At 47.7% G+C, this 25,407-nt stretch carries 21 protein-coding genes; 3 read left to right on the plus strand and 18 right to left on the minus strand.

Annotation, left to right across the window (positions count from 1 at the left end):
* Positions 1 to 27: 27 nt before the first annotated feature.
* From tilS to rpsB, 18 genes are all read right to left on the minus strand, one after another.
* Complete coding sequence (gene tilS / locus FCU94_RS10370) at positions 28 to 1,347, minus strand: tRNA lysidine(34) synthetase TilS (RefSeq protein WP_176288475.1); 1,320 nt, start codon at positions 1,345 to 1,347, stop codon at positions 28 to 30.
* A 93-nt stretch (positions 1,348 to 1,440) separates the two neighbouring features.
* The gene (gene accA / locus FCU94_RS10375; RefSeq protein WP_176288476.1) at positions 1,441 to 2,400 is read right to left on the minus strand and encodes an acetyl-CoA carboxylase carboxyl transferase subunit alpha; all 960 of its coding nucleotides are present in this window, start codon (positions 2,398 to 2,400) and stop codon (positions 1,441 to 1,443) included.
* Positions 2,401 to 2,438: 38 nt separating this feature from the next.
* A complete protein-coding gene (gene dnaE / locus FCU94_RS10380; protein ID WP_176288477.1) occupies positions 2,439 to 5,918 on the minus strand; it encodes a DNA polymerase III subunit alpha in 3,480 nt (1,159 codons plus the stop codon).
* Between the two features lie 104 nt (positions 5,919 to 6,022).
* Positions 6,023 to 6,640, minus strand: coding sequence for a ribonuclease HII (gene rnhB, locus FCU94_RS10385; protein WP_176288478.1), 618 nt, complete (start codon positions 6,638 to 6,640; stop codon positions 6,023 to 6,025).
* Between the two features lie 6 nt (positions 6,641 to 6,646).
* Positions 6,647 to 7,789 carry a lipid-A-disaccharide synthase gene (gene lpxB / locus FCU94_RS10390; protein WP_176288479.1) on the minus strand — a complete coding sequence of 381 codons (1,143 nt, stop codon included), beginning with the start codon at positions 7,787 to 7,789 and terminating at the stop codon, positions 6,647 to 6,649.
* Between the two features lie 91 nt (positions 7,790 to 7,880).
* Positions 7,881 to 8,669, minus strand: coding sequence for an acyl-ACP--UDP-N-acetylglucosamine O-acyltransferase (gene lpxA / locus FCU94_RS10395; protein ID WP_176288480.1), 789 nt, complete (start codon positions 8,667 to 8,669; stop codon positions 7,881 to 7,883).
* A gap of 1 nt (position 8,670) precedes the next feature.
* Positions 8,671 to 9,123 carry a 3-hydroxyacyl-ACP dehydratase FabZ gene (gene fabZ, locus FCU94_RS10400; RefSeq protein WP_006881546.1) on the minus strand — a complete coding sequence of 151 codons (453 nt, stop codon included), beginning with the start codon at positions 9,121 to 9,123 and terminating at the stop codon, positions 8,671 to 8,673.
* A 97-nt stretch (positions 9,124 to 9,220) separates the two neighbouring features.
* A complete protein-coding gene (gene lpxD, locus FCU94_RS10405; RefSeq protein WP_176288481.1) occupies positions 9,221 to 10,252 on the minus strand; it encodes a UDP-3-O-(3-hydroxymyristoyl)glucosamine N-acyltransferase in 1,032 nt (343 codons plus the stop codon).
* 7 nt (positions 10,253 to 10,259) lie between these two features.
* On the minus strand, positions 10,260 to 10,769 hold the full coding sequence (locus FCU94_RS10410) for an OmpH family outer membrane protein (RefSeq protein WP_176288482.1): 510 nt from the start codon (positions 10,767 to 10,769) through the stop codon (positions 10,260 to 10,262).
* Between the two features lie 15 nt (positions 10,770 to 10,784).
* On the minus strand, positions 10,785 to 13,196 hold the full coding sequence (gene bamA, locus FCU94_RS10415) for an outer membrane protein assembly factor BamA (RefSeq protein WP_176288483.1): 2,412 nt from the start codon (positions 13,194 to 13,196) through the stop codon (positions 10,785 to 10,787).
* Positions 13,197 to 13,234: 38 nt separating this feature from the next.
* The gene (rseP, locus tag FCU94_RS10420) at positions 13,235 to 14,593 is read right to left on the minus strand and encodes a sigma E protease regulator RseP (RefSeq protein WP_176288484.1); all 1,359 of its coding nucleotides are present in this window, start codon (positions 14,591 to 14,593) and stop codon (positions 13,235 to 13,237) included.
* Positions 14,590 to 15,798, minus strand: coding sequence for a 1-deoxy-D-xylulose-5-phosphate reductoisomerase (gene ispC, locus FCU94_RS10425; protein WP_176288485.1), 1,209 nt, complete (start codon positions 15,796 to 15,798; stop codon positions 14,590 to 14,592). Before ispC ends, rseP begins: the two co-directional genes overlap by 4 nt.
* A 42-nt stretch (positions 15,799 to 15,840) precedes the next feature.
* A complete protein-coding gene (locus FCU94_RS10430) occupies positions 15,841 to 16,683 on the minus strand; it encodes a phosphatidate cytidylyltransferase (protein ID WP_176288486.1) in 843 nt (280 codons plus the stop codon).
* A 12-nt stretch (positions 16,684 to 16,695) separates the two neighbouring features.
* Positions 16,696 to 17,451, minus strand: a complete 756-nt coding sequence (locus FCU94_RS10435; protein WP_176288487.1) for an isoprenyl transferase — start codon at positions 17,449 to 17,451, stop codon at positions 16,696 to 16,698.
* A gap of 97 nt (positions 17,452 to 17,548) precedes the next feature.
* Positions 17,549 to 18,106 carry a ribosome recycling factor gene (gene frr / locus FCU94_RS10440; protein ID WP_176288488.1) on the minus strand — a complete coding sequence of 186 codons (558 nt, stop codon included), beginning with the start codon at positions 18,104 to 18,106 and terminating at the stop codon, positions 17,549 to 17,551.
* A gap of 101 nt (positions 18,107 to 18,207) precedes the next feature.
* Complete coding sequence (gene pyrH, locus FCU94_RS10445; RefSeq protein ID WP_176288489.1) at positions 18,208 to 18,939, minus strand: UMP kinase; 732 nt, start codon at positions 18,937 to 18,939, stop codon at positions 18,208 to 18,210.
* 149 nt (positions 18,940 to 19,088) lie between these two features.
* Positions 19,089 to 19,931: a translation elongation factor Ts gene (gene tsf / locus FCU94_RS10450; protein ID WP_176288490.1), complete on the minus strand. Its 843-nt coding sequence runs from the start codon at positions 19,929 to 19,931 to the stop codon at positions 19,089 to 19,091.
* A gap of 131 nt (positions 19,932 to 20,062) precedes the next feature.
* The gene (gene rpsB, locus FCU94_RS10455) at positions 20,063 to 20,791 is read right to left on the minus strand and encodes a 30S ribosomal protein S2 (protein ID WP_176288491.1); all 729 of its coding nucleotides are present in this window, start codon (positions 20,789 to 20,791) and stop codon (positions 20,063 to 20,065) included.
* A 364-nt stretch (positions 20,792 to 21,155) separates the two neighbouring features.
* Here rpsB and map point away from each other — a divergent pair, with 364 nt between their 5' ends.
* The 3 genes from map to FCU94_RS10470 all read left to right on the plus strand — a co-directional run bounded on the left by map (position 21,156) and on the right by FCU94_RS10470 (position 25,333).
* Complete coding sequence (gene map, locus FCU94_RS10460) at positions 21,156 to 22,034, plus strand: type I methionyl aminopeptidase (protein ID WP_176288492.1); 879 nt, start codon at positions 21,156 to 21,158, stop codon at positions 22,032 to 22,034.
* A 156-nt stretch (positions 22,035 to 22,190) separates the two neighbouring features.
* On the plus strand, positions 22,191 to 24,812 hold the full coding sequence (gene glnD / locus FCU94_RS10465) for a bifunctional uridylyltransferase/uridylyl-removing protein GlnD (RefSeq protein WP_176288493.1): 2,622 nt from the start codon (positions 22,191 to 22,193) through the stop codon (positions 24,810 to 24,812).
* A gap of 137 nt (positions 24,813 to 24,949) precedes the next feature.
* Complete coding sequence (locus tag FCU94_RS10470) at positions 24,950 to 25,333, plus strand: DUF3461 family protein (RefSeq protein WP_176288494.1); 384 nt, start codon at positions 24,950 to 24,952, stop codon at positions 25,331 to 25,333.
* Positions 25,334 to 25,407: the final 74 nt, after the last annotated feature.

Consider the following 25,407-nt stretch of genomic DNA (forward strand, 5'->3'; position numbering starts at 1 on the left):
TAGTTGTACGTTTTTATCTCTATAGTTTTACACAATCAATTGCAGCTTGTCCCAGACAAGTTCACAATCTTGACCTGTAAAATGACGATCAATAAACAAATCGCCAACAGCAACGACCTGATCACCACACAGGATTATAGGTGTTCTACGTCTTAACCAACTGGGAACACCATACTCTTGGAATAATTTTTTCAGTTTGCGGCTATGACCTCGCTCAGCCGGGTGGGCCGATAAACCTTGAGGCTCGAAAACCACTCTCAACTCTGCTTGTGTAAGCGCCGCAAGCGACAATTTGCCGCTTTGAGTCGAGTGAAGGTGAATCACTCCTAGATCATCGGGAAGCTGCAATGGATGGTCCACCATCAAGCTTTGGCACCACCCTTCTAAAGATTGCCATCGACGCACAAGGTGTAAACGCCCCTGAAAGCGACGAACCTGAGCGCATTCCAGTTGTAACTGCGGATTCGCATCCGCCTGAGCGAGGGCCACTTGCAGCCAAACCAGCTTTAGCTGCTCACGAGTAGGCATGCGTACCCCATTGCGTTCAAACCACATTCTAAGTAGTCTCGTTCGCACCTTGTCGCTGACGTTAGTGAGCGCTTCGATACTTAGACTGAGGTCAGTATGCAGCGCTTGCTTAAAAGGTTCAGTCAGCAACTCATCCAGTAACGCTTCTTGCTCATAACACAGCTGGGCGGTTCTCAGGGATGCTTGCTGGATATGCGGCCAGCGTTTAGTAAGTTGAGGAACAATATGATGGCGTAGAAAGTTACGCTCAAAGCGCGGGTCTTGATTGCTCTCGTCCTCATTCCACTCAAGTTGTCTCTGTCGAGCGTATTGCTCTATATCTGCTCGTGTCGCCGACAATAGCGGACGGATCAAACGCCCAGCTGAAAAATCCATCACTTCTGCCATTGCTGCCAACCCTTTCGGGCCACTACCGCGCTTTAACGCCAATAACAAGGTCTCGAGTTGATCGTCTGCATGGTGGCCAGTTAATAACAGATCATGCGGCCGAATATGCTGAGTCAGTGCTGCGTAGCGCACTTGCCGCGCGCTCTCTTCTAGGCTTTGTCCATGAACGTCAACTATCACTCGCTCGACCACCAAAGGAACGCCCAGAGAGCGACACCACGCCTCACACCGCTGCGCCCATTGATCGGCGTTCAAACTTAGCCCATGGTGAACATGTACCGCCAGGCAATCGGCGGAACGACTTCGAGCATAATTGACCATTAATTCCAGCAGAACTCGCGAGTCCATCCCACCACTAAGACCTAAAACAAGTCGTCCGTCGGCAGCAAGATGCTGATCGATAACAGCGTTAAATGTGGCTTGTAACTTCATTATGCTCTTTCATCTATGGGAATATCGTTAGTGTATCACCGGCAACAAAAAAGGCTGAACTAAGTTCAGCCTTTACAAATTATCGCTTGCTTATCAGCAGTACCCGTAACTCATCAGACGCTGATAACGGCGCTCAAGTAGGGTGTCATTGTCAAAGGCTTCTAGCTCTTCAAGCTGACGAACTAAGGTCGCTTTCATGTTTTCCGCCATTTGACGATGGTCACGATGCGCTCCGCCTAAGGGCTCTTCAATGATTTCATCAATCAATTCAAGCTCTTTCAAGCGCGGCGCAATCAAGCCCATGGCTTCAGCTGCTTGTGGCGCTTTGTCTGAATCACGCCACAAGATAGACGCACATCCCTCAGGAGAGATCACCGAGTACGTCGAATACTGCAACATATTAACGTAATCACCAACACCGATTGCCAGTGCACCGCCCGAGCCACCTTCACCGACCACGTTACAGATGACCGGAACGCTCAGGCCTGCCATCACTTTTAAGTTGGTTGCAATCGCTTCTGACTGACCGCGTTCTTCTGCTCCCACACCTGGGTAGGCGCCGGCCGTATCAATAAAGGTAATGATTGGCATATTGAAGCGCTCAGCCATTTGCATAAGACGCAGGGCTTTGCGGTAACCTTCTGGCTTTGGCATACCAAAGTTACGTTTCACTTTCTCTTTGGTTTCACGACCTTTCTGGTGACCGATCACCATCACTGGGCGACCATTTAAGCGCGCCATACCACCCACGATAGCTTTGTCATCGGCATAATGACGATCACCTGCCAGCTCATCAAACTCAGTGAAAACATGTTCAATGTAATCTAACGTATAAGGACGTAATGGATGACGAGCAAGTTGGGCCGTTTCCCAAGCACCAAGATCGCTGAAGGTCTTTTTCTTTAGCTCGAGACTTTTCTTCTCTAACTGTTCGATCTCTTTTTCAAGGTCGACACCAGAATCACCGCCATGACGAGAGACATCACGTAGTGCTTCAATTTTTGCTTCTAGCTCTGCGATGGGTTTTTCAAATTCTAAAAAATTCAGGCTCATCTATAGATCCTTTATTATTTGGCAGCGAACCACCAAACTTAGTTAAATTCGAGTTCTACTTGGCCTTTCCCAAGTAGTTGTTTTAAATCATCTAATAAAGCGTCACTTGGCGTCACGCGCCATTCTGTACCTAACGTTAAACGTGCTCGAGCATCTGAGCGTTGGTAGTATACATGGACAGGGACGCTCCCCGCCCGATGAGGCTCTAGGATTTGACTAAAGCGCTCAAAAAATCGGTCATTAATTTGCGATTGTTCAATAGAGACGGATAAGCCACGTGCATATTTCTCACGCGCACTGCCAAGATCCATAACCTCGCGCGCCGACATTTTAAGACCACCATTGAAATCATCAAAGCTGACCTGTCCAGAAACCACCAAAATTCTGTCTTTTTCTAACAATTCAGCGTATCTATCCAGCGCATCAGAGAATAGCATCACCTCCATACGACCACTACGGTCATCTAAAGTCATGATCCCAATCCGAGTACCACGTTTGGTGGTCATCACGCGAGCTGCGATCACAAGCCCTGCAATCGTGACACTTTGATCGCGGCGAGTGGGCGTGGCGTCTTTTAGTCGACAACTGGTGTACTTGGTGAGTTCCTTTAAATAGGCATTAATGGGATGGCCCGTTAAATAAAGGCCAAGTGTGTCACGTTCTCCCTCAAGCCACACTTTCTCGGGCCACGGTTCAACTTTAGTGTACTTATGCTCTACTTCTTCTGGTGCCTCGGTTAACACACCAAACAAATCGGTTTGGCCAAAGGCTTCCGCTTGATGGTGTTGACTGGCCGCTTTGACTGCGTCGTTTAGCGAGGCCATCATCGCCGCTCGGTGAGGGCCTAATCGGTCTAGTGCTCCAGCAAGAATGAGCTTCTCGATAACTCGCTTATTGACCTTTTTCAAATCTAGTCGAGCGCAGAAATCGAACAAATCCTTAAAATGGCCATCTTTATTACGCGCTTCCAGTATCGCTTCTATCGGCCCTTCACCAACGCCTTTGATCGCGCCAATGCCGTAAACAATGGCGCCGTCATCATTAACGTTAAACCGATATAGACCCGCATTAATATCTGGCGGTAGCACTTTGAGCTTCATGCGCAAACACTCGTCGACCAAGCCAACGACCTTTTCGGTGTTGTCCATGTCAGCGGTCATAACCGCGGCCATAAACTCGGCCGGATAGTGCGTTTTTAACCACAAGGTCTGGTAGGAAACCAATGCATAGGCGGCGGAGTGCGACTTGTTAAAACCATAGCCAGCGAACTTCTCCACTAAGTCGAAGATCTTCATCGCTAGCTCGCCATCAACCCCATTTTTTTCTGCACCATCTTTAAAGATCGCGCGCTGTTTCGCCATTTCTTCGGGTTTTTTCTTACCCATAGCACGGCGCAGCATATCCGCACCACCTAACGTATAACCCGCCAAGATCTGGGCAATCTGCATCACCTGCTCTTGGTATAAGATGATACCGTAGGTGGGCTCGAGCGTCTCTTTCAGCGATTCGTGCTGCCAGGTTTCGTCCGGGTAAGAGATCGCTTCTCGGCCGTGCTTACGGTCGATAAAGTTATCCACCATGCCCGATTGCAGCGGCCCAGGGCGGAATAGGGCCACCAATGCGATGATGTCTTCAAAACAGTCTGGTTGTAGACGCTTGATCAGCTCTTTCATACCGCGCGATTCAAGCTGGAATACCGCGGTCGTCTCTGAGTTCTGGAGCAGATTAAATGACGCACTGTCTTCAAGCGGGATCGCTTCGATAGCGACGGGCGGCTTGCCCTCTTTTTCCAAGCGCGGATTGATCAGCCCCAAAGCCCAGTCGATAATAGTCAGCGTTCGCAGTCCTAAGAAGTCGAACTTAACCAACCCGGCGGTTTCAACATCGTTCTTATCAAACTGCGTGACCGGAAAGTGCCCTTCCGCGTCAGCATAGATCGGTGCAAAATCGGTAATGGTTGTAGGCGAGATCACCACCCCACCCGCGTGCTTACCGGCATTACGAGTACACCCTTCAAGGATGCGACACATGTCGATAAGCTCTTTTATATCTTCGTCGTTTTCGTACAGCTCCACCAGCGCGGGTTCGGCTTTAAACGCCTTTTCCAACGTCATCCCAGGATCGGGGGGAACGAGTTTAGAGATTCGGTCAACAAAACCGAAGCCATGTCCGAGCACCCGGCCTACATCACGAATCACCGCTTTGGCCGCCATGGTACCAAAGGTGATGATCTGCGATACCGCATCACGGCCATACATTTCAGCCACGTGATCGATCACCTGATCACGCTTGTCCATGCAGAAATCGACATCGAAATCGGGCATCGAAACACGTTCAGGGTTTAAGAAGCGTTCGAACAGCAGATCGTATTCAAGCGGATCGAGGTCGGTGATTTTCAGTGCGTACGCCACCAAGGAGCCAGCGCCCGAACCACGGCCTGGACCTACCGGAATCGCGTTATCTTTTGACCACTGGATAAACTCCATTACGATCAAGAAGTAACCAGGAAAACCCATGTTATTGATCACTTCTAGCTCGACCTCAAGTCGCTCATCGTACTCTGGTCGGCGCTCTGCGCGCACCTTAGGGTCAGGGAAAAGAAACTCCAATCGCTCTTCTAGTCCTTCCTTGGACTTCATGACCAAATACTCGGTCTCTTCCATCCCTTCAGTGGGGAAAGCCGGGAGGAAGTATTCGCCTAAGCGTACCGTCACATTACAACGCTTAGCGATTTCAACACTGTTTTGCAGCGCTTCAGGAATGTCGGCAAACAGCTCGCACATTTCTTCTTCCGAGCGCAGGTATTGTTGAGGGCTGTACAGCTTAGGGCGGCGAGGGTCTTCGAGTGTATAGCCATCATGAATAGCTACTCGGATTTCGTGGGCGTCAAACAGCGATTCTTCCAAGATCACCACCTCGTTGGTGGCAACGACAGGTAAATCCACTTGTTCTGCCAGCTCCAACGCAAAATGGAGGTAAGTCTCCTCGTCAGCGCGACCAGTACGGGTAAGCTCGAGATAAAAACGATCTGCGAAGTGAGTACGATAGAACTCGACACACTCATCAACAATCTTCTGATTGCCTTTGAGCAGTGCACGACCAATCTCGCCGCTCTTACCACCGGACAGAATGATCATCCCCTCAGACAGCTCGACTAGCCACTCTTTATCAATCACAGGTTGATGTTGAATATGGCCCCGTAGGTAGGCTTTCGAAATCAGTAAAGTTAGGTTTTTATAACCGACGTTATCAGCAGCGAGCACCGTCAATTTGGTTAATTCATCACCAAACTCTGAGGATTGCATCACAAAGTCAGCACCGATGATCGGCTTAACGCCGCAGCTATGCGCGGTGCCATAAAACTTCACTAGGCCACACAGGTTGGTAAAATCGGTCAGTGCGACGGCAGGCATGCCCAGCTCAGCCACTTTCTTAACCAAAGGCGGCACTTTGGACAGGCCGTCAATCATGGAAAAGTCACTATGAACTCGAAGGTGGATAAACTTAGGATCTGACATGAATGGTTCCGCAAATAGTGCTTAATCGGAAAGAGAATTGAAGTATTTTACGTGATATAGCTATGGAGATATACCCTAATTACAAGGCATCACCTCCAAGCCATTTATTCTAAACCCAGTGCGCGCTTTACAGGTTTGAAACTCTTGCGGTGCTCCGCAATCACACCGTGTTGTTCAATCGCGGCAAAATGAGCTTTGGTCGGATAGCCTTTATGCTGAGCGAAACCAAATTCAGGATGTAGCTTGTCGAGCGCTTCCATCTCTTGATCGCGCACGACCTTGGCGATGATGGAGGCAGCACTAATTTCGGCAACACGCAGGTCGCCTTTGACGACCGCTTGGGTATCCATTGGTAACTCGGGGCAACGATTACCATCAATCAAAGCCAGAGCGGGCTGAATCGCTAACCCTGCGATGGCCCTTTGCATCGCGACCATGGTGGCTTGCAAAATATTAAGCTCATCGATCTCTTCTGGTGTACAACGGCCAACCGACCATGCTAACGCCTTTTGTTTGATCTCAGGCAGCAGCGCAAGGCGTTTTTTTTCTGACAGTTTTTTGGAGTCGTTTAATCCTTCAATAGGATTCTTAGGGTCGAGAATAACGGCCGCCGTCACCACATCCCCAACCAGTGGGCCACGCCCAACCTCATCAACCCCGGCGATTAACTGATAACCAAAGGGGTATTCAAAAGGCGGTAGTTCTTTTATCTGTTTAGTCATTATCTTTTATGCTCGGCCAATCAATTTTAGCACCGCTTGCGCGGCTTGGTTATCGGCATCTTTACGAATCCATTGATGCATTTCTGTGAATTTCTCAATCATCTCGTCTGCCCCATTTTCAATCAGGTGGCTGACTTCGTTGGCAAGGTTATCCGCGGTGCACTCTTCCAAAAGGTACTCCTTGACTAACTCTTGATCCGCTAAAATGTTAGGCAATGATACATATTGGGTTTTCACTAAGCGGCGCGCGATAAACGCGGTAATAGCGTTAACACGATAACCGACCACCATAGGACGCTTAAGCAGCATACATTCAAGTGCCACAGTTCCCGAGGCTAACATCACGGTATCCGCCGCAGTAATCACGTTTTTAGCGGTGTCGTTAACCAGCTTAAAGTCGAGTTCTGGTGCAAGATTTTGCCAAGCTTGTTCGAACTGCTCACGACGCTTTTCGTTGACCAGAGCAACCACAAAGCCTAAATCAGGATACTGCTTGTGTATCAATTGACACGCTTTGATAAAAGGTTCTGCCAGCATCTTGAGCTCACTTCCACGACTGCCGGGCAGCACGGCCAACCACTGCTTATCTTGGTCTAACCCTAATAACTCACGGGCGGGCGCTTTTTCTGACACCATAGGAATCGCATCTGCGAGTGTATGGCCGATAAACTCACAAGGCACATTAAATTTGTCATAAAATGCTTTTTCAAACGGCAAGAATGCCAGAACCAGATTGGTTGCCGCTTCAATCTTGTGAATCCGTTTTTGACGCCAAGCCCATACCGATGGACTAACATAATGAACCGTTTTTATGCCAGCTTGCTTTAAATCGAGCTCTAAACGCAGATTAAAATCTGGCGCGTCAATGCCGACAAACACATCCGGTGGATTGTCGGTGAAATACCGCACCAACTCTGCTTTCACTTTTAGCAGACGCGGTAGCCGGCCAAGCACTTCCACCAGCCCCATCACCGCGAGCTCTTCCATGTCAAACAGAGACTCACACCCAAGCGCTTGCATTTTAGGCCCGCCAATGCCGATAAACTCAGCGTCCGGGTGCTGAGCTTTGACCGCTCGGATAAAACCTTCACCGAGCGTATCGCCTGATAGCTCGCCAGCGACAATTCCAATTGTTAGCGGTTTAGTCATTGTCCAATTACCTATTAATGGATTGCTATAAAACGCAAAAAAGACCGCAGCCAAATGACCGCGATCTTTTACAACTCACACCAATTTTGGGTTAGCGAATAACGCCACGCTCAGACGTTTCCACAAACTCAACAAAGTGTTTGATCGATGGCCAATCTTTCGCCATCTCTTCCAATACGACTTTCGCTTCAGCCTGAGTTTTACCCGCACGGTAAAACTCTTTATAGGCATTGCGTAGCGCGCGTAGCTCGGCTTTTTCGAAGCCATTACGCTGCAAACCAACGAGATTCAAACCAAATGGTGTCGCGTGGTTACCTTGAGCAAGAACGTAAGGGGGGACGTCTTTTACGACCGCAGAACAGCCACCGATGTAGCTGTATGCGCCCACTTTACAAAATGGGTGAATGGCAGAAAGCGCCATCACACCAGCGTAATCTTCAACGGTCACATGGCCGCCAAGAATAGCGTTGTTACCCACGTGGGTATGGTTACCGACGATCACATCATGTGCAATATGGGCGTTAACACACAATAGGTTGTCATTGCCTATCACAGTGGTCGCTTTATCTTGGGTGGTACCACGGTGGATCTGTACCGCTTCGCGAATCACGTTACGGTCACCAATCACCACAGTCGTTGGCTCACCGCCATACTTCTTATCTTGGTTCTCTTCACCAATGACTGCATGCGGGAAAATACGGTTTTCTTTACCAATGGTGGTGTGACCTTTGATAACAACGTGAGACATGACTTCTGTGCCTTCACCAATCTCAATCGTACCTGAGATATAAGTGAAAGGACCAACCGTCACATTCGCAGCTATGCGAACGTCCCCTTCAATAACGGCTGAAGGATGAATTTTAGCTGTTTCATGAATCATATTAAAACTCTCGACGAGCACACTTAAGCTCGGCTGAACAGACGACTTCACCGTCTACTTTTGCTGTACCTTTAAATGCAGCAATGCCACGGCGTTCTTTAATAAATTCGACTTCAATCACTAGCTGATCACCTGGAACAACTGGCTTGCGGAATTTTGCACCATCGACACTGGCGAAATAGTAAAGTTCGTTCTCTGATGGAGCACCAAACGATTTGAACGCAAGCAGACCTGTCGCTTGAGCCATAGCTTCAAGGATCAAGACGCCAGGGAAAACAGGAAGTTGAGGGAAATGACCGGTGAACTGAGGTTCATTCACTGAAACGTTTTTAATCGCTGTTAGGTATTTTTCTTCTTGAAAATCGATGACGCGATCAATCAGCAGAAACGGGTAGCGATGAGGCAATAGTTCCTGAATTTCAGTGATGTTCATCGTTTTATTTTCAGTAGTCAAAGTCATATTCCTATGTTGAATGCAATTATGTATCTGACAGGCATTATAGATGAAAAAGACCCGCGATACGCGAGCCTTTCGGTTTGATTAGAAGGCGTCAAGCGTCTGATGAACTTTCAAGCTGTTTTTCAACTGCTTTCAAGCGCTTATTCATCTCATCAATTCGATGCACGCGAGTCGCCGTCTTACGCCACTCTTTATTAGGCTGAAGAGGAATACCAGAAGAGTAGATCCCCTTTTCTTCAATACCACGCATGACCATCCCCATACCAGTAATCGTCACGCCATCAGCGATCTCGATATGACCGTTAATCACGGTGCCACCGCCGACAATGCAATATTTGCCTATAGTAGTACTGCCGGCGACAATCGTACCACCCGCCATGGCCGTACCATATCCGATGTGTACGTTGTGGGCGATTTGCAACTGGTTGTCGAGGATCACGTTATCTTCGATGACTGTGTCATCAAGCGCACCGCGGTCGATGGTGGTACACGCACCGATTTCAACTCGATTGCCAATCCGAACAGAACCGAGTTGAGGGATCTTAACCCACTCTCCTTTCTGGTTAGCATAACCAAAGCCATCGGAACCAATCACGGTATTGGCCTGAACCAAGCAATCCGAGCCTAACTGCACATCGTGATAAATACTGACGTTCGCCCACAGTTTGGTATTGGCTCCCACTTTGGCATTTTTACCGACAAAACAGCCGGCGCCAATCACCACATTATCACCCAGTTCCACGCCTGACTCGATCACTGCGTTGGCACCAACCGAGACATTGTTTCCGAGTTTCGCATCTTGAGCAATCACTGCTGACGACGCAATCTCAGTGGCAGGAGCTGGGGTAGTATCTAATGCTTGAGCAACTTTGGCAAAGGCGACATATGGGTCGTCAACCACAAGAACATTGCCAGAAGCATGCTCACGTTGCGCCTCTTTTACCATCACAACTGTCGCCTGGCAGTCAGCTAAGTGCTTCGCATACTTAGGATTCGACAGAAAAGTCACATGACCTTGCTGCGCTTTATCCATAGGTGCAACCATGGTGACAGTTGCGCTGTCATCACCATAGAGCGTCCCCCCGGTAATCGTCGCCAATTCGGCTAAAGAAAGAGTAACCATAGTCTTATTATTTTAGTTGCTTAATAACTTTTTCAGAGATGTTGAGTTCAGGTTTGCCGTACTGCATGGTTTGAATATCAACGATGATGTCGTAGCCTTCTTTTTCAGCCACTGTTTTAATCGCCTCTTGAATCACTTTGAACAGCTTTTGCTTCTCTTGCGCTTCGCGGCGCGCAGAAGATTTTTCAAACGCTTGTGCTTTGATCTTGTATTTGCTGTCTAGTTGACCGATCTCGATACGTAGCTTTTCAACTTCATCTTGGCCAAGCAGCTCACCATCACGCTCAAGTTTCTCGATCTTCGTTTTTGCTTCTGCTTGAATCGCTTTAAGCTCATCCGCTTTATCTTTGAACTCTTCTTGCATTTGCTGCAGAACCACTTCGCGTTGAGGAAGCGCTTGGAACACTTGTGCGGTATTTACATAGCCTATTTTTTGCGCCGCTTCAGCCGCGTTTGCAAAAAGAGAAGATGTCATCACTAGAAGGCCTAGACCAGCCGCTTTAATTGTTTTATTCACAGTTATTTCCTCTATTTAAAAGGTTCTTCCGATGGTGAATGTGAAGAACTCTTCATCATCACCTTCGTAAATTTCAATCGGTTTCGCTACTGAGAAGACAAGTGGACCCATTGGGGACATCCACTGCAGTGCGGCACCGTATGATGCACGATAGTTCATTGGGTCTGAATAGTCGTAATAATACGGGTCGCTTTCATACCTAGAGTCGAACACAAATTCGGTATCCCACACACTCGCAGCATCGACAAAAAGACTGGTTCGAATCTGGCTTCTCACCTCATCGGAGGCAAACGGCGTTGGAACGATCAGCTCTAAACTCGCCAAAGCCACCGCATTGCCCCCTACCGAATCATCGGTAGCAGAGACACAGCTTGCGCTATTACAAGTATCTGGGTTACCACTGGTGGTATACACCGCTTTCGGGCCAGCACTGTTTGAACCAAAACCACGCAGCGATGTAAAGCCGCCCGCGTAGTAGTTTTCGTAAAATGGGAACAAGTTATCGTTGTCATCCGTTTTACCATAACCGTTACCGTAACCGAGACGACCACGCATCAGCAAGGTAAACTCATGTTTTTTGGTTAGAGGGACATACTGTCTTACGTCGTATTGTACCTTGAAGTACTGTGCATCCGAACTTGGCACCGTCGCTTTGGCAAACGCGCGTTGGTAGTTACCCGCCGTCGGGAAATAGCCTCGGTTAAGGTTATTTCGCGTCCAAGCAATGTTGACATCAAAGTCATTGGTTAAGATGTCGCCATCAGCTTGACCAATACTCTCAGCAAAACGCTGAGCTTGATCATAGGTGGGGACATTGCCGATCTTGTTGTGGGTATAACCCAAACCAAACTCAAAACGGTTCAACTCATCATATGGGAAACCCCAAGTTAAACTCGCTCCGTAGCTTTCATTGGTATAGTCAACAATGCCCGCTTCAGAAGCTTCAAACTCGTTGTAGAAGATTTTCCCGCCCATGCTGACACCGTCTAGGTTCCAGTATGGGTCGCGGTAATCCAAGCTAATGTTCTTTTGGTAGTCATTCATCATCGCACTGACACCAACGCGATTACCACTACCGACAAAGTTATCTTGCTGTAAACCGACCTGGAAACTCACGCCTGATTCGGTACCATACCCCACACCAAAGTTGATGCTACCCGAGTTCGCCTCTTTAACGTTGTACACTAAGTCGACTTGATCATCACTGCCTGGCACGCGAACGGTTTGTACATCGACACTCTCGAAGAAACCGAGACGGTTAAGACGGTCTTTACCCGTATCAATCGATTTGGAGTTCAGCCAGCTGCCTTCCATTTGACGCATTTCTCGGCGTAACACTTCATCTTTAGTCGCGTTATTGCCGACAAAGCGGATATCGCGAACATAAATACGGTTGCCCGCTTCAATATTAACCACCAAGGAGACCGACTGATTTTCATCATCAAACTCAGGAATGGTACGAACTTGAGGATAAGCGTATCCCGCCTCACCGAGCAAACGCTTTATACGCTCTTCTAAGCTAGTTACCGCCGAGCCATTATAGGTTTCACCCATCTCAAATGGGATGATCAAGCGAAACTCTTGCTCTTTCCCCAGCAGCTCTCCGCGAAACTTCACCTCTTTGACCGTGTAAGGTAAACCTTCGTCTATGCCTAGCGTAATGTATACGCCTTTCTTATCAGGAGAAATCGCCACTTGAGTTGAATCGATGCGGAACTTGAGGTAGCCGCGATCAAGGTAGTAAGACTTAAGCGCTTCAATGTCCCCGGCTAATACCTGCTTCTGATATTTATCATCAGAAAGGAAATTCCACCACGCGACATCCACATTGAGATTAAACCGACTCAAAAGCTCTTCATCGGTATATTGTTCATTACCAATAAAGTTAATTTGCTTAATTTTGGCTGATACGCCTTCAGTGAAAACAAACTTCAGATCACTACGATTTCGAGGTAAAGGGGTCACCACCGCTTTCACTGTGGCATTGTACTTACCCACACTGTAATAAAAATCTTCCAGTCCTTTTTCTATCGTCGACAGCGTTGTTCGGTCTAACGCATCGCCAACTCGAATCCCTGACGCATCAAGGTTTTGTTGCAGTTGTTCTTCTTTTATCGCCTTATTGCCTGAGAAAGAGATACTGGCAATCGTCGGGCGCTCTTTGACTTGTACCATGAGTACACCGTCGTCGCGCAATACTTTAATGTCTTCGAAGTTACCTGTGTCGTAAAGCGCACGAATAATCTCGGCCACATCCTGGCCGTCGACAGTATCACCAATACGAACTGGCATTTTCAGCAAAGCTGCACCTAGCGCAACACGCTGTAGACCTTCTACTTGAATATCTTGAACTACGAAGTTCTCGGCACCGTTTGCACTGACACTGGTCGCCAACAAAGATGCAAACAGAATATTTTTCATCGCCATATGTGTTTTAGTTATTCCTTACTTCAACCTATGCCCTGTTACAAGCGAGCAAAGTCATTGAAAATTGCCACAATCATTAATGAGAAGATAATTGCTCCGCCCAAACGGTAGCCCACTTCCTGAAACTTCTCTGGTACAGGACGCTTGATGACAGCCTCAATGGCAAAAAACAAGAGATGCCCACCGTCTAACATAGGTAAAGGTACTAGGTTGATAATTCCTAAGTTAACGCTGATCAGAGCGAGAAAACCTAAGAAGTACACCAAGCCATAATCGGCCGTTGTTCCCGCTCCCTTTGCGATGGATATCGGCCCACTGAGGTTATTCAACCCCACATCGCCAACAATCAGTTTTCTCAACATACTGATGGTGAGATTAATCACCTGACCCGTTTTTTCAAACGCTTTACCGACAGATTCAATTACACCATATTGCAAATCGAAGCGATAATTTTCTGGCCATTCTGCGACTTCAGGAGCGATTCCCGCAAAACCGATCACACGATCTTGCGACAGCGTTCGGCTGTCGGGTATCAAAGTCAAAGGCACCTTAATACCCGCTCGTTCTACGGTCAGCTCAACGGCACGATTGGGGCTTTGCTGAATCTTGTCGACCACCTGCTGCCAATTAGTTATTTCGACACCATCAATGTCGAGCAATAAGTCGCCTACCTCAAGCCCAGCCTTATCACCAGCACCATCTTGCGAGACACTGGTGATACGCGCAATGACCTCTGGCGTATAAGGCATGAATCCGAGCGCCGACATAGCAGACTCTTTTTCGGGGTCAAAGTTCCAATTAGTTAGATCCAGTTGTTTGGTTTCTTCAACATCAATTTCATCGGCAGGCGCGACAGTTAGAGTGAGCTGACGGTCTCCGATATGAGAAATCAGCCCCATATTTACTGACTCCCAATCCGCAGTTTTGACGCCAGAGACCGCTTTAAGTTCCATACCGGACTCCAGTCCCGCCTCAGCAGCGATCGAATAGGGAGCCACTTGTCCAACAACTGGCTTGACCGCAGGGACGCCGATAAGAAAGACCAGCCAATAGGCAAAGATAGCGAATAAGAAGTTAAAGATGGGGCCGGCTGCAACAATCGCCGTACGCTTCCATAGTGGTTTGGTATCGAACGCGAACTGACGGTCATGGACAGGGACTTCGTCTACCCGAGAGTCGAGCATTTTGACATAGCCACCCAATGGGATAATCGACAAACTGTATTCCGTGCCATCTTTGGCGACTCGCTTCCAGATCGACTTACCAAAGCCGATGGAAAATCTCTCGACCTTAACACCGCAACGACGTGCAACCCAAAAGTGACCAAACTCATGCACAGCAACCAATATGCCCAACGCAACGATGAATGAGACAAAGTTCCAAATAATACCGCTCATAACTGACGCTCACTTACTATGTCGACCGCGAAATCTCTCGCCATTCTATCCAGCTCGAGTATGCTTTCCAAGTCGTGACAAGAAGACGGATTGAAACTACCACAAAGCTTTTCTGTGACTCGTTGATTCACCAGTGCGATATCGGTAAAGCGCAACCTGCGATTCAAAAACGCCTCCACGGCTATTTCATTCGCCGCATTGAGCGCTGTCGTCGCATTCTGTCCCTCGTAACACGCATCAATGGCGAGCTTTAGACACGGATAACGTTGGTAATCGGGCTGCAAGAAACTTAGGTCACCCACTTGGGTAAAATCTAATGGTGCAACGCCAGCAGAGACACGTTCAGGATAAGAGAGCGTGAGCGCTATCGGCGTCGCCATATCGGGCTCTCCCATTTGGGCAAGCACAGAGCCATCTTTGTACTGAACCATAGAATGGATTACCGACTGCGGATGAATCAGTACTTTCAGCTGTTCGCGAGTGGTGTTAAACAGCCACTTCGCTTCAATGTACTCCAACCCTTTGTTCATCATAGTGGCTGAATCGACAGAGATTTTCGGCCCCATTGACCAGTTGGGATGCGCGATAGCTTGTTCTGGCGTGACACTACTGAGAGTGTCAATATCGCTGTAACGGAAAGGACCACCAGAACCGGTAAGAAGCAGGTTCGAGATACCGTGGCTTGCCAGATCACAGCGACCTAGATTGGTCTGAACTTGATTCGGTAAACATTGGAAAATGGCGTTATGCTCGCTATCTACCGGCAGTAATTCTGCACCATACTGCGCCACTGCATCGATAAACAATTGCCCAGACATGACTAACGCTTCTTTATTGGCCAGAAGTACTCGCTTACCCGCTTTGACCGCGGCCATCGTCGGCAGTAGACCCGCTGCGCCAACAATCGCCGCCATCACAGTATCGACTTCGTCCATCGAGGCAACGTCACACATCGCATCGACGCCACACAGCACCTGAGTAGAGATGTTGAGCTCTGCGAGCTGAAGCCGAAGTTGCTTTGCGGCACCATCATCAGCCATAACCGCATACTTGGGCTGCCATTGATGACACAAGTCGCGCATTTTCGCCACGTTTCGCCCGGCGGCCAACGCAACCACTGAAAACATCTCAGGATTTTGTTCGAGTACCTTGAAGGTGCTTGCTCCAATCGAGCCCGTTGCACCTAATATCGTTAACTTACGCATAGCGAGAAACCAAAGTATGGTAAGGGCAAGCCGAAGCTCGCCTTAAAATATGAAGTATAAAAAGGCAAAAACAGGAAAAGCGGCTGTTAGGCTATCAATGCGGTCTAACACGCCACCATGACCAGGAATGATATTACTGCTGTCTTTAATGCCTGCAACACGTTTAAACATGCTCTCCACTAAGTCACCCAGCACGGAGATAACCACGGTTGCGAGAGTAATGACAATCATTGCCCAGAGGCTAGTGAACTGGATGTCAAACCATTGTGCGGTGGCCCATCCGATAATAAGCGCTGTGATCATCCCGCCAACCAAACCTTCAATGGTTTTGTTTGGACTGACAGAAGGTGCCATTTTACGCTTGCCCAAGCTTTTACCTGCAAAGTACGCACCGCTGTCGGCCGCCCATACAATCAGGCACACATACAGCACCAACCTTGCTCCGTGATACGCATCACCATCAATCCCCTCAGCCCTTAACATAATAACGCTCCAGAAAAATGGCAGCAGAGTGAGAATACCAAAGCCATAACGAAGCCAATTAGACGGTTGCCAAAGCGATGATGATTTAGGGTAAGTGATCGCCAACCCACTAGCAACTAACCACCAGAGGCAGCCGATGGCTAAAATAACAAAGTGTGCATTTTGAACTTGGTTCAAACTGAAAGCATCAAAAGGGACCAACCAAAGACTTGCCGCACTGATGGTTAAAGTAGGAATGAGCGCAGTAATACGTGAAGAGGCGCTAACAAATTGAGTCCATTCCCAGAACCCAATGACAGTGACTGCTGCAACAGCCAGAACAAACAACGGAAGCGATAGCTTGAAGATACCTACTATCACTAAAGGGGCGAGGATAAGCGCGGTTATAATTCGTTGTTTCAAACTTTAGATCCTTTATTCGCTTTCCATCAATGCCTTGATTTGTTCACCGGTGCAACCAAAACGTCGCTCTCGATTAACAAACCAAGTCACTGCTTCGATTAAGCTGTTTTCATCGAACTCAGGCCAATAGATCGGCGTAAAATACATTTCGGCGTAGGCCATTTGCCACAGCATAAAGTTGCTGATGCGACATTCGCCACTGGTTCGAATCATTAAATCAACGTCAGGTAAGTCTGCCATTGTTAGGTGCTGAGTGATGAGCTCTTCATCGATCTCATCAGGTTGCAGTTCACCCGCGGCGACTTTAACTGAAATCGCTTTTGTCGCCTGCATGATATCCCATTTTCCCCCATAGTTAGCGGCGATGTTGATCACCATACCACTATTGGCGGCGGTTAACGCTTCCGCTTGAGCTATCTTATGTTGTAAACGGTCATTGAATCGAGAGGTGTCACCGATGACCCTCAAGCGCAAATTGTTCTTATGCAGTTTTTTGACTTCGGTCGATAGCACTGAAATAAACAGCTCCATCAACACCCCAACTTCCTCTTCTGGTCGGCGCCAGTTTTCGCTACTAAACGCAAACAGAGTGATGGCCTTAACACCCAGTTTGGCAGACGTCGAGATCGCTTTGCGCACCGCGGCGACACCGTTTTTATGGCCAAAAACACGAGGTTTTCCTTGGGCTTTGGCCCAGCGGCCGTTGCCATCCATAATGATTGCAATATGTTGTGGGAGTAGTTCGGGGGAGAGTTGTGAATTTTGCATAAGACGTTGATTGATAATCAGCAGGGGACAGAGAGTAGCATAAAAAAGCGCTGTACTGCGAGCACAGCGCTTTTAAAGCGATACGTTTATGGATAAATCAGACTTCCATCAACTCTTTTTCTTTCGCTGCCAATGCTTCGTCAACTTTCTTAACGGCTGCATCCGTTAGCTTTTGGATTTCATCTTGCGCTTTACGATCTTCGTCTTCAGAAATTTCTTTATCTTTCAATAGCGCTTTTAACTCTCCGTTCGCGTCACGACGGATGTTACGGATTGCCACACGACCACCTTCAGCTTCACCACGAACGATTTTAACTAGGTCTTTACGACGCTCTTCTGTCAGTGGTGGAAGTGGAACGCGAATGATGGTACCCGCAGACATTGGGTTTAGACCTAGGTCAGACATCATGATCGCTTTTTCAACTTTTTGCGTTAGCTCTTTGTCGAAAACAGTGATTGCTAGAGTACGAGCGTCTTCTGCTACCACGTTGGCAACTTGGTTTAGAGGCGTTGGTGCACCGTAGTACTCAACATTGATACCAGAAAGTAGGCTTGGGTGCGCACGACCAGTACGTACTTTAGACAGGTTGTTTTTTAGCGCTTCAACGCTTTTGTCCATGCGCTCTTGAGCGTCTTTTTTGATTTCGTTAATCACAATATCACCTTAATGTGTAAATCTTTCTTGAAGAAAGCCTAACCTGGAGTCTTCAAAAGGCAATACCGCAGCACAAATCAACTATGCTGCGGCGATTGGAATTACTCTGCGTCGCTGATTAGCGTGCCTTCTGCTTCACCCATGACCACGCGACGAAGTGCGCCTGGTTTATTCATATTGAATACACGGATTGGCATTTTGTGGTCACGAGCCAGGGTAAATGCTGCCAAATCCATCACTTTGAGCTCTTTTTCAAGAACCGCGTTGAATGATAGCTTATCATACAGTTCTGCGTCTGGGTTTGCTACAGGGTCTGCGCTAAATACGCCATCTACTTTGGTCGCTTTTAGAACCACATCCGCTTCGATTTCAATACCGCGTAGACACGCAGCAGAATCGGTAGTAAAGAATGGGTTACCTGTGCCTGCAGAGAAAATAACCACTCGGCCTTGGCGAAGTTCGCGGATAGCGTCTGCCCAGTTGTAATCGTCACACACACCTTTTAGCGGAATGGCAGACATTACGCGCGCATTCACGTAAGCACGGTGCAGAGCATCACGCATAGCCAAGCCATTCATTACTGTTGCCAGCATACCCATGTGGTCGCCCACTACGCGGTTCATACCCGCTTCAGCAAGACCTGCGCCACGAAACAAGTTACCACCACCGATAACCACACCCACTTGTACGCCGAGTTCAACTAACTCTTTTACTTCTTGCGCCATACGATCAAGAATTGCTGGATCGATGCCAAAACCTTCTTCGCCTTGAAGAGCTTCACCACTCAGTTTTAACAGAATACGTTGATACGCTGGTTTAGGGTTCGTAGTCATGGAGTTTACCTTCCAAAAGAGAGTTGTTGATTAACAGTCATGGATAAAGACTTAATAGTCTGCATTCATCACAGCTAAACGATTACACGTTAGTCGTAAAAAGACCGCAGCCTTGGCTACGGTCTAAATAGTATGCGAGTCTCTAAGGATTAACCTTTTTGAGCTGCTGCAACTTCTTCAGCGAAGCTCATTTCTTCAGCTTTCTCGATACCTTCACCTACTTCTAGGCGAACGAAAGTAGCAACTGAAGCGCCTTTTTCTTTCAGCATTTCGCCTACAGATTTCTTAGGCTCCATGATGAACGCTTGACCAGTTAGAGAGATTTCGCCCGTGAATTTCTTCATACGGCCAACAACCATCTTCTCTGCGATCTCAGCAGGCTTACCTTCGTTCATAGCGATTTCAACTTGAACTTCTTTTTCTTTAGCAACTACGTCAGCTGGTACGTCTTCTGGGTTAACGTACTCTGGCTTAGAAGCAGCAACGTGCATTGCAACGTGCTTAAGCGTTTCAGCGTCGCCTTCACCAGCAACCACTACACCAATTTTCTCACCGTGACGGTAAGAAGCTAGTGCAACACCTTCAACGTATTGTACGCGACGGATGTTGATGTTTTCGCCGATTTTAGCCACTAGAGCAACGCGAGTTTCTTCGAATTTAGCTTGTAGTTCTTCAACAGACGCTTTAGACGCTAGAGCATCAGCAGCGACTTCTTCAGCAAATGCTGTGAAGTTACCATCTTTAGCAACGAAGTCAGTTTGGCAGTTAACTTCAAGAAGAACAGCCACGCCGTTTTCTTCTTTGATGATGATTGCGCCTTCAGCCGCTACGTTACCTGCTTTTTTAGCAGCTTTTGCAGCACCTGATTTACGCATGTTTTCGATTGCTAGTTCGATGTCAGCGTTTGCTTCAACAAGCGCTTTCTTACATTCCATCATGCCTGCGCCAGTACGTTCGCGCAGTTCTTTAACTAGAGCAGCAGTAACAGCCATTCTCTATTCCTCAGTTGATTCTGGATTTGGTAAAAAACAGGGGCCTACATTTTCGGCCCCTATTGCTAACTATAACTCAGTTTATGTGACAGCTTGTGGCACAACTAACTAAGTGTGACTTGGAGCCGCTATTATTCAGCTTCTACGAAACCGTCTTTTTCAGCAACTGCCGCTACGTCTTTGTTACGACCTTCAGTAACTGCAGTACCTGCAGCATTTAGGTACAGTTGAACAGCGCGGATAGCGTCGTCGTTACCTGGGATGATGTAGTCTACGCCGTCTGGGTTAGAGTTAGTATCTACCACAGCGTATACTGGAATACCTAGGTTGTTAGCTTCTTTAATCGCAATGTGTTCGTGATCAGCGTCGATTACGAATAGAGCGTCTGGTAGGCCGCCCATATCTTTGATACCACCAAGAGATTTCTCTAGCTTCTCCATTTCACGAGTACGCATTAGAGCTTCTTTCTTAGTTAGCTTGTCAAAAGTACCGTCTTGAGCTTGAGCTTCAAGATCTTTTAGACGCTTGATTGACTGACGAACAGTTTTGTAGTTTGTAAGCATACCGCCTAACCAGCGGTTGTTTACGTAGTACTGGTTGCTTGCGATAGCAGCTTCTTTAACAGCTTCAGATGCAGCGCGCTTAGTACCTACGAATAGAACTTTACCTTTTTTCTCGCCAACTTTTGCTAGCTCAGCTAGTGCTTCGTTGAACATTGGTACAGTTTTTTCTAGGTTGATGATGTGAACGCGGTTACGAGCACCAAAGATGAATGGCTTCATTTTTGGGTTCCAGTAACGAGTTTGGTGACCGAAGTGAACACCAGCTTTCAGCATATCGCGCATTGATACAGTTGCCATTTTAAAATCCTCTATGGGGTTAGGCCTCCACATTCCCCATAACTCCGACTAGGCTTCTGCCCAGCACCCCGGAATATGTGTCGGAATGTGTGTGATTTAAAGATAAAAGTTAGTTGGACGTAGCCAGCTTCGCCAGGTAAATAACATTTAACCAGAGAGAACAGACCACATTTCCGGCGCGCTTTATATCATATTTAGACCTAGTATGGCTAGTAAAAAAACCATCCGCAGGTGGTTTTACTCTTAATTTGAATCCGCATGTATAACCCTACGCAGATGAAGAATAATTCTCATTATGCGTTGTTCCTGTTAGAATGCGCCCAATCGTGCCCAAGGGCACAACAGAGTTAAGTAGAGAAAGCCGATGTCAATCAAGATTAAAACTGCTGAAGAAATCGAACGTATGCGACTAGCGGGGGCGCTCGCCGCTGAAATCCTAGAAATGATCGAACCTCATATCAAAGAGGGCGTGACAACCGATGAGCTCAACCAAATTTGTCACGATTATGGGATTGAAAAAGGCGCTTACTCAGCGCCGCTCGATTACCATGGTTTTCCTAAATCAATCTGTACGTCGATCAACCATATTGTTTGTCACGGCATCCCTGCCTCACAAGATGAAGTGGGCAGCAATGGTCAAGTGAAGCCAGCCGTTTTAAAAAACGGCGACATCATCAATGTCGACATTACCGTGATCATTCCAAACCAAGCTGGGGCAGATCTTAACGTTCGCCCAGAAGGCTACCACGGTGATACCTCGAAAATGTTCTTGGTCGGTGATGTTTCTCCGGCGGACAAACGTTTGTGTATGGTGACTCAAGAAGCGCTATACGTCGGTATGCGCCAAGTGAAACCTGGTGCAACCGTTGGCGATATTGGTACCGCGATCGAGAAATACATCAAAACCAATAATAAGAACAACCCACGTAATAAGTTCTCGATAGTAAAAGACTTCTGTGGTCACGGCATTGGTAACGAGTTCCACGAAGAGCCGCAAATCGTCCATTACAAAAACAATGATCGCCGTGTTCTTAAAGAAGGGATGTGTTTTACCATCGAGCCGATGATTAACGAAGGTAAGTTTGGCGTAACTGTCGATGCTGAAGACGACTGGACGGTCTACACCGGCGATGGTAAAAAATCGGCCCAGTATGAACACACGGTACTGGTCACGAAAACAGGCTGTGAAGTGTTAACCCTTCGTAGTGATGACACCATCCCGCGTCATATGAATAACGCCTAATTGACTCCCCCTATCCTCGCTTCGGCGGGGATATTTTTTATCTCCGCGCCACACGAGCGATGGTCTAAACAACGCTAAACCTGTTTAACGGTTTAGCTTGGCTAAGCTCTTTGATAGATTAGTCGCTATTAGGACTATTTTGCATGGATTCGCTGTATGCCCTTTCAATCACCTTTAACCTTTTCTGAACAACAGATCGACATCAACGAGCTTAAGAATCAGCTCGAGGCTTTCGCCGACTATCAAAAGCAAGAGTTTCTCTCTCACCACCCCGTCACCGATCTCGTACTCGGGCGAGCGGAGTATATTGACCTATTGCTCAATCGTTTGTGGCAACACTTTGGCTTTTCTCAACAGCCCAATATCAGCTTAGTCGCCGTCGGTGGCTATGGTCGTGGCGAGCTACACCCCCTTTCTGATATCGATATTTTGGTGGTTTCACGAAAATCACTGCCCGACGCTTTGGCGAGCAAAGTGAGTGAGTTTATTACCTTATTATGGGACTTGCGATTAGAAGTGGGCCACGCGGTACGCAGCGTTGAGGAGTGCGCTGCTATAGGTAAAGATGACCTGACAGTTGCAACGAACCTGCAAGAGGCCCGTTTACTGTGTGGTTGTGAAGAGACCTTCCACCAGCTCAAGGTCGTGATTCATTCTGAGTCATTCTGGCCAAGCGAAGTCTTTTACAAAGCCAAAGTCCAAGAGCAGCGTAGTCGACATGCTCGTTATCACGATACCACCTATAACCTTGAGCCAGACATTAAATCGACCCCTGGCGGGCTGCGCGACATCCACACGTTAAGCTGGGTCGCGCGTCGTCATTTCGGCGCAACCTCGCTACTTGAGATGAGCCATTACGGCTTTCTAACCGACGCTGAGTACCGCGAACTGGTTGAGTGTCAAGATTTCCTTTGGCGGGTGCGCTTTGCACTGCATATCGAACTCAAGCGCTACGACAACCGCCTGACGTTTGCTCATCAAGCTCAAGTGGCAGAAAGCCTAGGGTATAGCGGTGAAGGTAACCGTGGCGTTGAAATGATGATGAAGGAGTTTTACCGCACTCTACGCCGAGTGGCCGAGTTGAATAAGATGCTGCTCAAGCTTTTCGACCAAGCGATTTTGGATAACGGTGTTGAAGCAGAGCCAGAAATTTTGAGCGCCGATTTCTTGCGACGGGGCCACTTAATTGAGGCACGCAAGCCTGCGCTGTTTCAAGCCCGCCCGGAGACCATTCTCGATATGTTCCTGCATATCGCCAACGACTCAAGTATCGAAGGGGTCGCGCCACCCACCATGCGCCAGTTGCGCACCGCAAGGCGCAGGCTCAATAAGTTTCTACACACGATTCCAGCTGCGCGTGAAAAATTCCTCGACCTTTGCCGCCACCCGAACGCCCTGCATAAAGCGTTTGGGTTAATGCACAAACTCGGCGTATTAGCGGCCTACCTCCCGCAATGGAGTCAAATCGTCGGTCAGATGCAATTTGACCTCTTTCATGTCTATACGGTAGACGAACATAGCGTACGCCTACTCAAACACATAAATACGTTTAGTTACGCGAAAAACCACGAAAAGCACCCAATTTGTTGTGAAATTTACCCTCGACTACAAAAAAAAGAGCTCCTGATCATTGCCGCTATTTTCCACGACATTGGGAAAGGGCGCGGCGGCGACCACTCGGTCATCGGCGAAGCTGAAGCGTATGAATTTTGTATCGAGCACGGGCTATCCAAGCCGGAAGCGAAGTTGGTCTCTTGGTTAGTACGCCATCATCTTTTAATGTCAGTCACCGCACAAAGACGAGATATTTATGATCCCGAAGTGATCACTGAGTTCGCCAAGCAAGTTCGCGATGAAGAGTATTTGGAATATTTAGTGTGTCTGACAGTGGCCGATATTTGCGCGACTAACCCTGAACTGTGGAACAGTTGGAAACGTACCCTACTCGCCGAACTGTTTTATTCTACCCAGCGCGCGCTACGTCGTGGGCTAGAAAACCCTGTCGATGTCCGGGACCGTATTCGCCACAATCAACATTTGGCCTCAGCCCAACTGCGTAAAGAGGGTTTTAACGCCCGTGAAATTGAAGTGTTGTGGCAACGCTTTAAAGCCGATTATTTCTTGCGCCACACACATAAGCAGATCGCTTGGCATTGTAGTCACTTATTGCGCCATCAAGATCACTCACAGCCTTTGGTCTTAATTTCAAAAAAAGCCACTCGAGGCGGCACTGAAGTGTTTGTTTACAGCAAGGACCAGCACGCCCTGTTTGCGACCGTCGTGGCAGAATTAGACCGACGCAACCTCAACGTTCACGATGCTCAAGTCATGACCAGTAAAGACGGTTATGTGTTAGATACCTTTATGGTGCTCGATCAAAATGGTGAAGTAATTGACGAAAGCCGACACAAAGCGGTCATTAAACATCTTGTGCATGTGCTAGAAGATGGCAGACCTACCAAGATAAAAACTCGTCGTATCCCACGTAACTTACAACACTTTAAAGTTAAGACTCAGGTCGATTTTCTCCCGACCAAGAGTAAAAAACGCACCTTAGTGGAGTTTGTCGCGCTCGATACGCCCGGGTTGTTGGCAACCGTCGGCGCCACATTCGCAGATTTAAGCCTCCATCTCCACGCAGCCAAAATCACCACCATTGGTGAACGCGCGGAAGACTTGTTCATTATCACCAGCCAGCACGGGGGCAAACTCAGTGATGAGGAACAGGTAGAACTGCGAGATAAGATCATAAAAAACGTTGCAGAACTAGCACCTTAAGCGATCAAGAGCACAAGTTATAAACTTGGCCTAAAAAGCACTGTCTACCACGATCATAGGCTGCTACATTATAATTGATTAGTCATTCCCTGAGCCCGAACTCAGGGAACATTACAACAACACAATAGAGGTAGCCTATGTATCCACACCTCACAGGTTTAGGTATTCATGACCCTAAACAAATTGAGCGCTATTCACTCCGTCAAGAAGCGCACAAGGATGTGTTAAAGATTTATTTTCACAAGCAAAAAGGGGAATTGTTTGCGAAAAGCGTTAAGTTTAAGTACCCACGCCAAACAAAGAATGTCCTTATAGACAGCGGTAGTCACCAGTATAAAGAAGTAACCGAAATCAACCGCAACCTTACCTTAGTGATCGACGAACTCAACCAACTAACCAAGCCGCACAAACCCACAGAAGCGGATATCAAACAGAAAGTGCTGTCTGATTTACGTCATTTGGAAAAAGTCGTCTCGAGTAAAATTGCTGAGATAGAAGCAGATTTAGAGAAGCTGAAATAGAAGCGAGAAGCGATTAAACCTTGGAAGGCTTGGCACCCACTGCCAAGCCTTCCAAGGTTTAAAATTCAGAAAAT

The organism is Vibrio sp. JPW-9-11-11, assembly GCF_013369335.1.
In the GTDB taxonomy this organism is placed as follows: Bacteria; Pseudomonadota; Gammaproteobacteria; order Enterobacterales; family Vibrionaceae; genus Vibrio.

Bases quoted from the DNA above. Each gene is read 5' to 3' on its own strand.
- tilS (WP_176288475.1), bottom strand. From the start codon at position 1,347: ATGAAGTTACAAGCCACATTTAACGCTGTTATCGATCAGCATCTTGCT.
- accA (WP_176288476.1), bottom strand. From the start codon at position 2,400: ATGAGCCTGAATTTTTTAGAATTTGAAAAACCCATCGCAGAGCTAGAA.
- dnaE (WP_176288477.1), bottom strand. From the start codon at position 5,918: ATGTCAGATCCTAAGTTTATCCACCTTCGAGTTCATAGTGACTTTTCC.
- rnhB (WP_176288478.1), bottom strand. From the start codon at position 6,640: ATGACTAAACAGATAAAAGAACTACCGCCTTTTGAATACCCCTTTGGT.
- lpxB (WP_176288479.1), bottom strand. From the start codon at position 7,789: ATGACTAAACCGCTAACAATTGGAATTGTCGCTGGCGAGCTATCAGGC.
- lpxA (WP_176288480.1), bottom strand. From the start codon at position 8,669: ATGATTCATGAAACAGCTAAAATTCATCCTTCAGCCGTTATTGAAGGG.
- lpxD (WP_176288481.1), bottom strand. From the start codon at position 10,252: ATGGTTACTCTTTCTTTAGCCGAATTGGCGACGATTACCGGGGGGACG.
- bamA (WP_176288483.1), bottom strand. From the start codon at position 13,196: ATGGCGATGAAAAATATTCTGTTTGCATCTTTGTTGGCGACCAGTGTC.
- rseP (WP_176288484.1), bottom strand. From the start codon at position 14,593: ATGAGCGGTATTATTTGGAACTTTGTCTCATTCATCGTTGCGTTGGGC.
- ispC (WP_176288485.1), bottom strand. From the start codon at position 15,798: ATGCGTAAGTTAACGATATTAGGTGCAACGGGCTCGATTGGAGCAAGC.
- FCU94_RS10435 (WP_176288487.1), bottom strand. From the start codon at position 17,451: ATGCAAAATTCACAACTCTCCCCCGAACTACTCCCACAACATATTGCA.
- pyrH (WP_176288489.1), bottom strand. From the start codon at position 18,939: ATGACTACGAACCCTAAACCAGCGTATCAACGTATTCTGTTAAAACTG.
- tsf (WP_176288490.1), bottom strand. From the start codon at position 19,931: ATGGCTGTTACTGCTGCTCTAGTTAAAGAACTGCGCGAACGTACTGGC.
- rpsB (WP_176288491.1), bottom strand. From the start codon at position 20,791: ATGGCAACTGTATCAATGCGCGATATGCTGAAAGCTGGTGTTCACTTC.
- map (WP_176288492.1), top strand. From the start codon at position 21,156: ATGTCAATCAAGATTAAAACTGCTGAAGAAATCGAACGTATGCGACTA.
- glnD (WP_176288493.1), top strand. From the start codon at position 22,191: ATGCCCTTTCAATCACCTTTAACCTTTTCTGAACAACAGATCGACATC.
- FCU94_RS10470 (WP_176288494.1), top strand. From the start codon at position 24,950: ATGTATCCACACCTCACAGGTTTAGGTATTCATGACCCTAAACAAATT.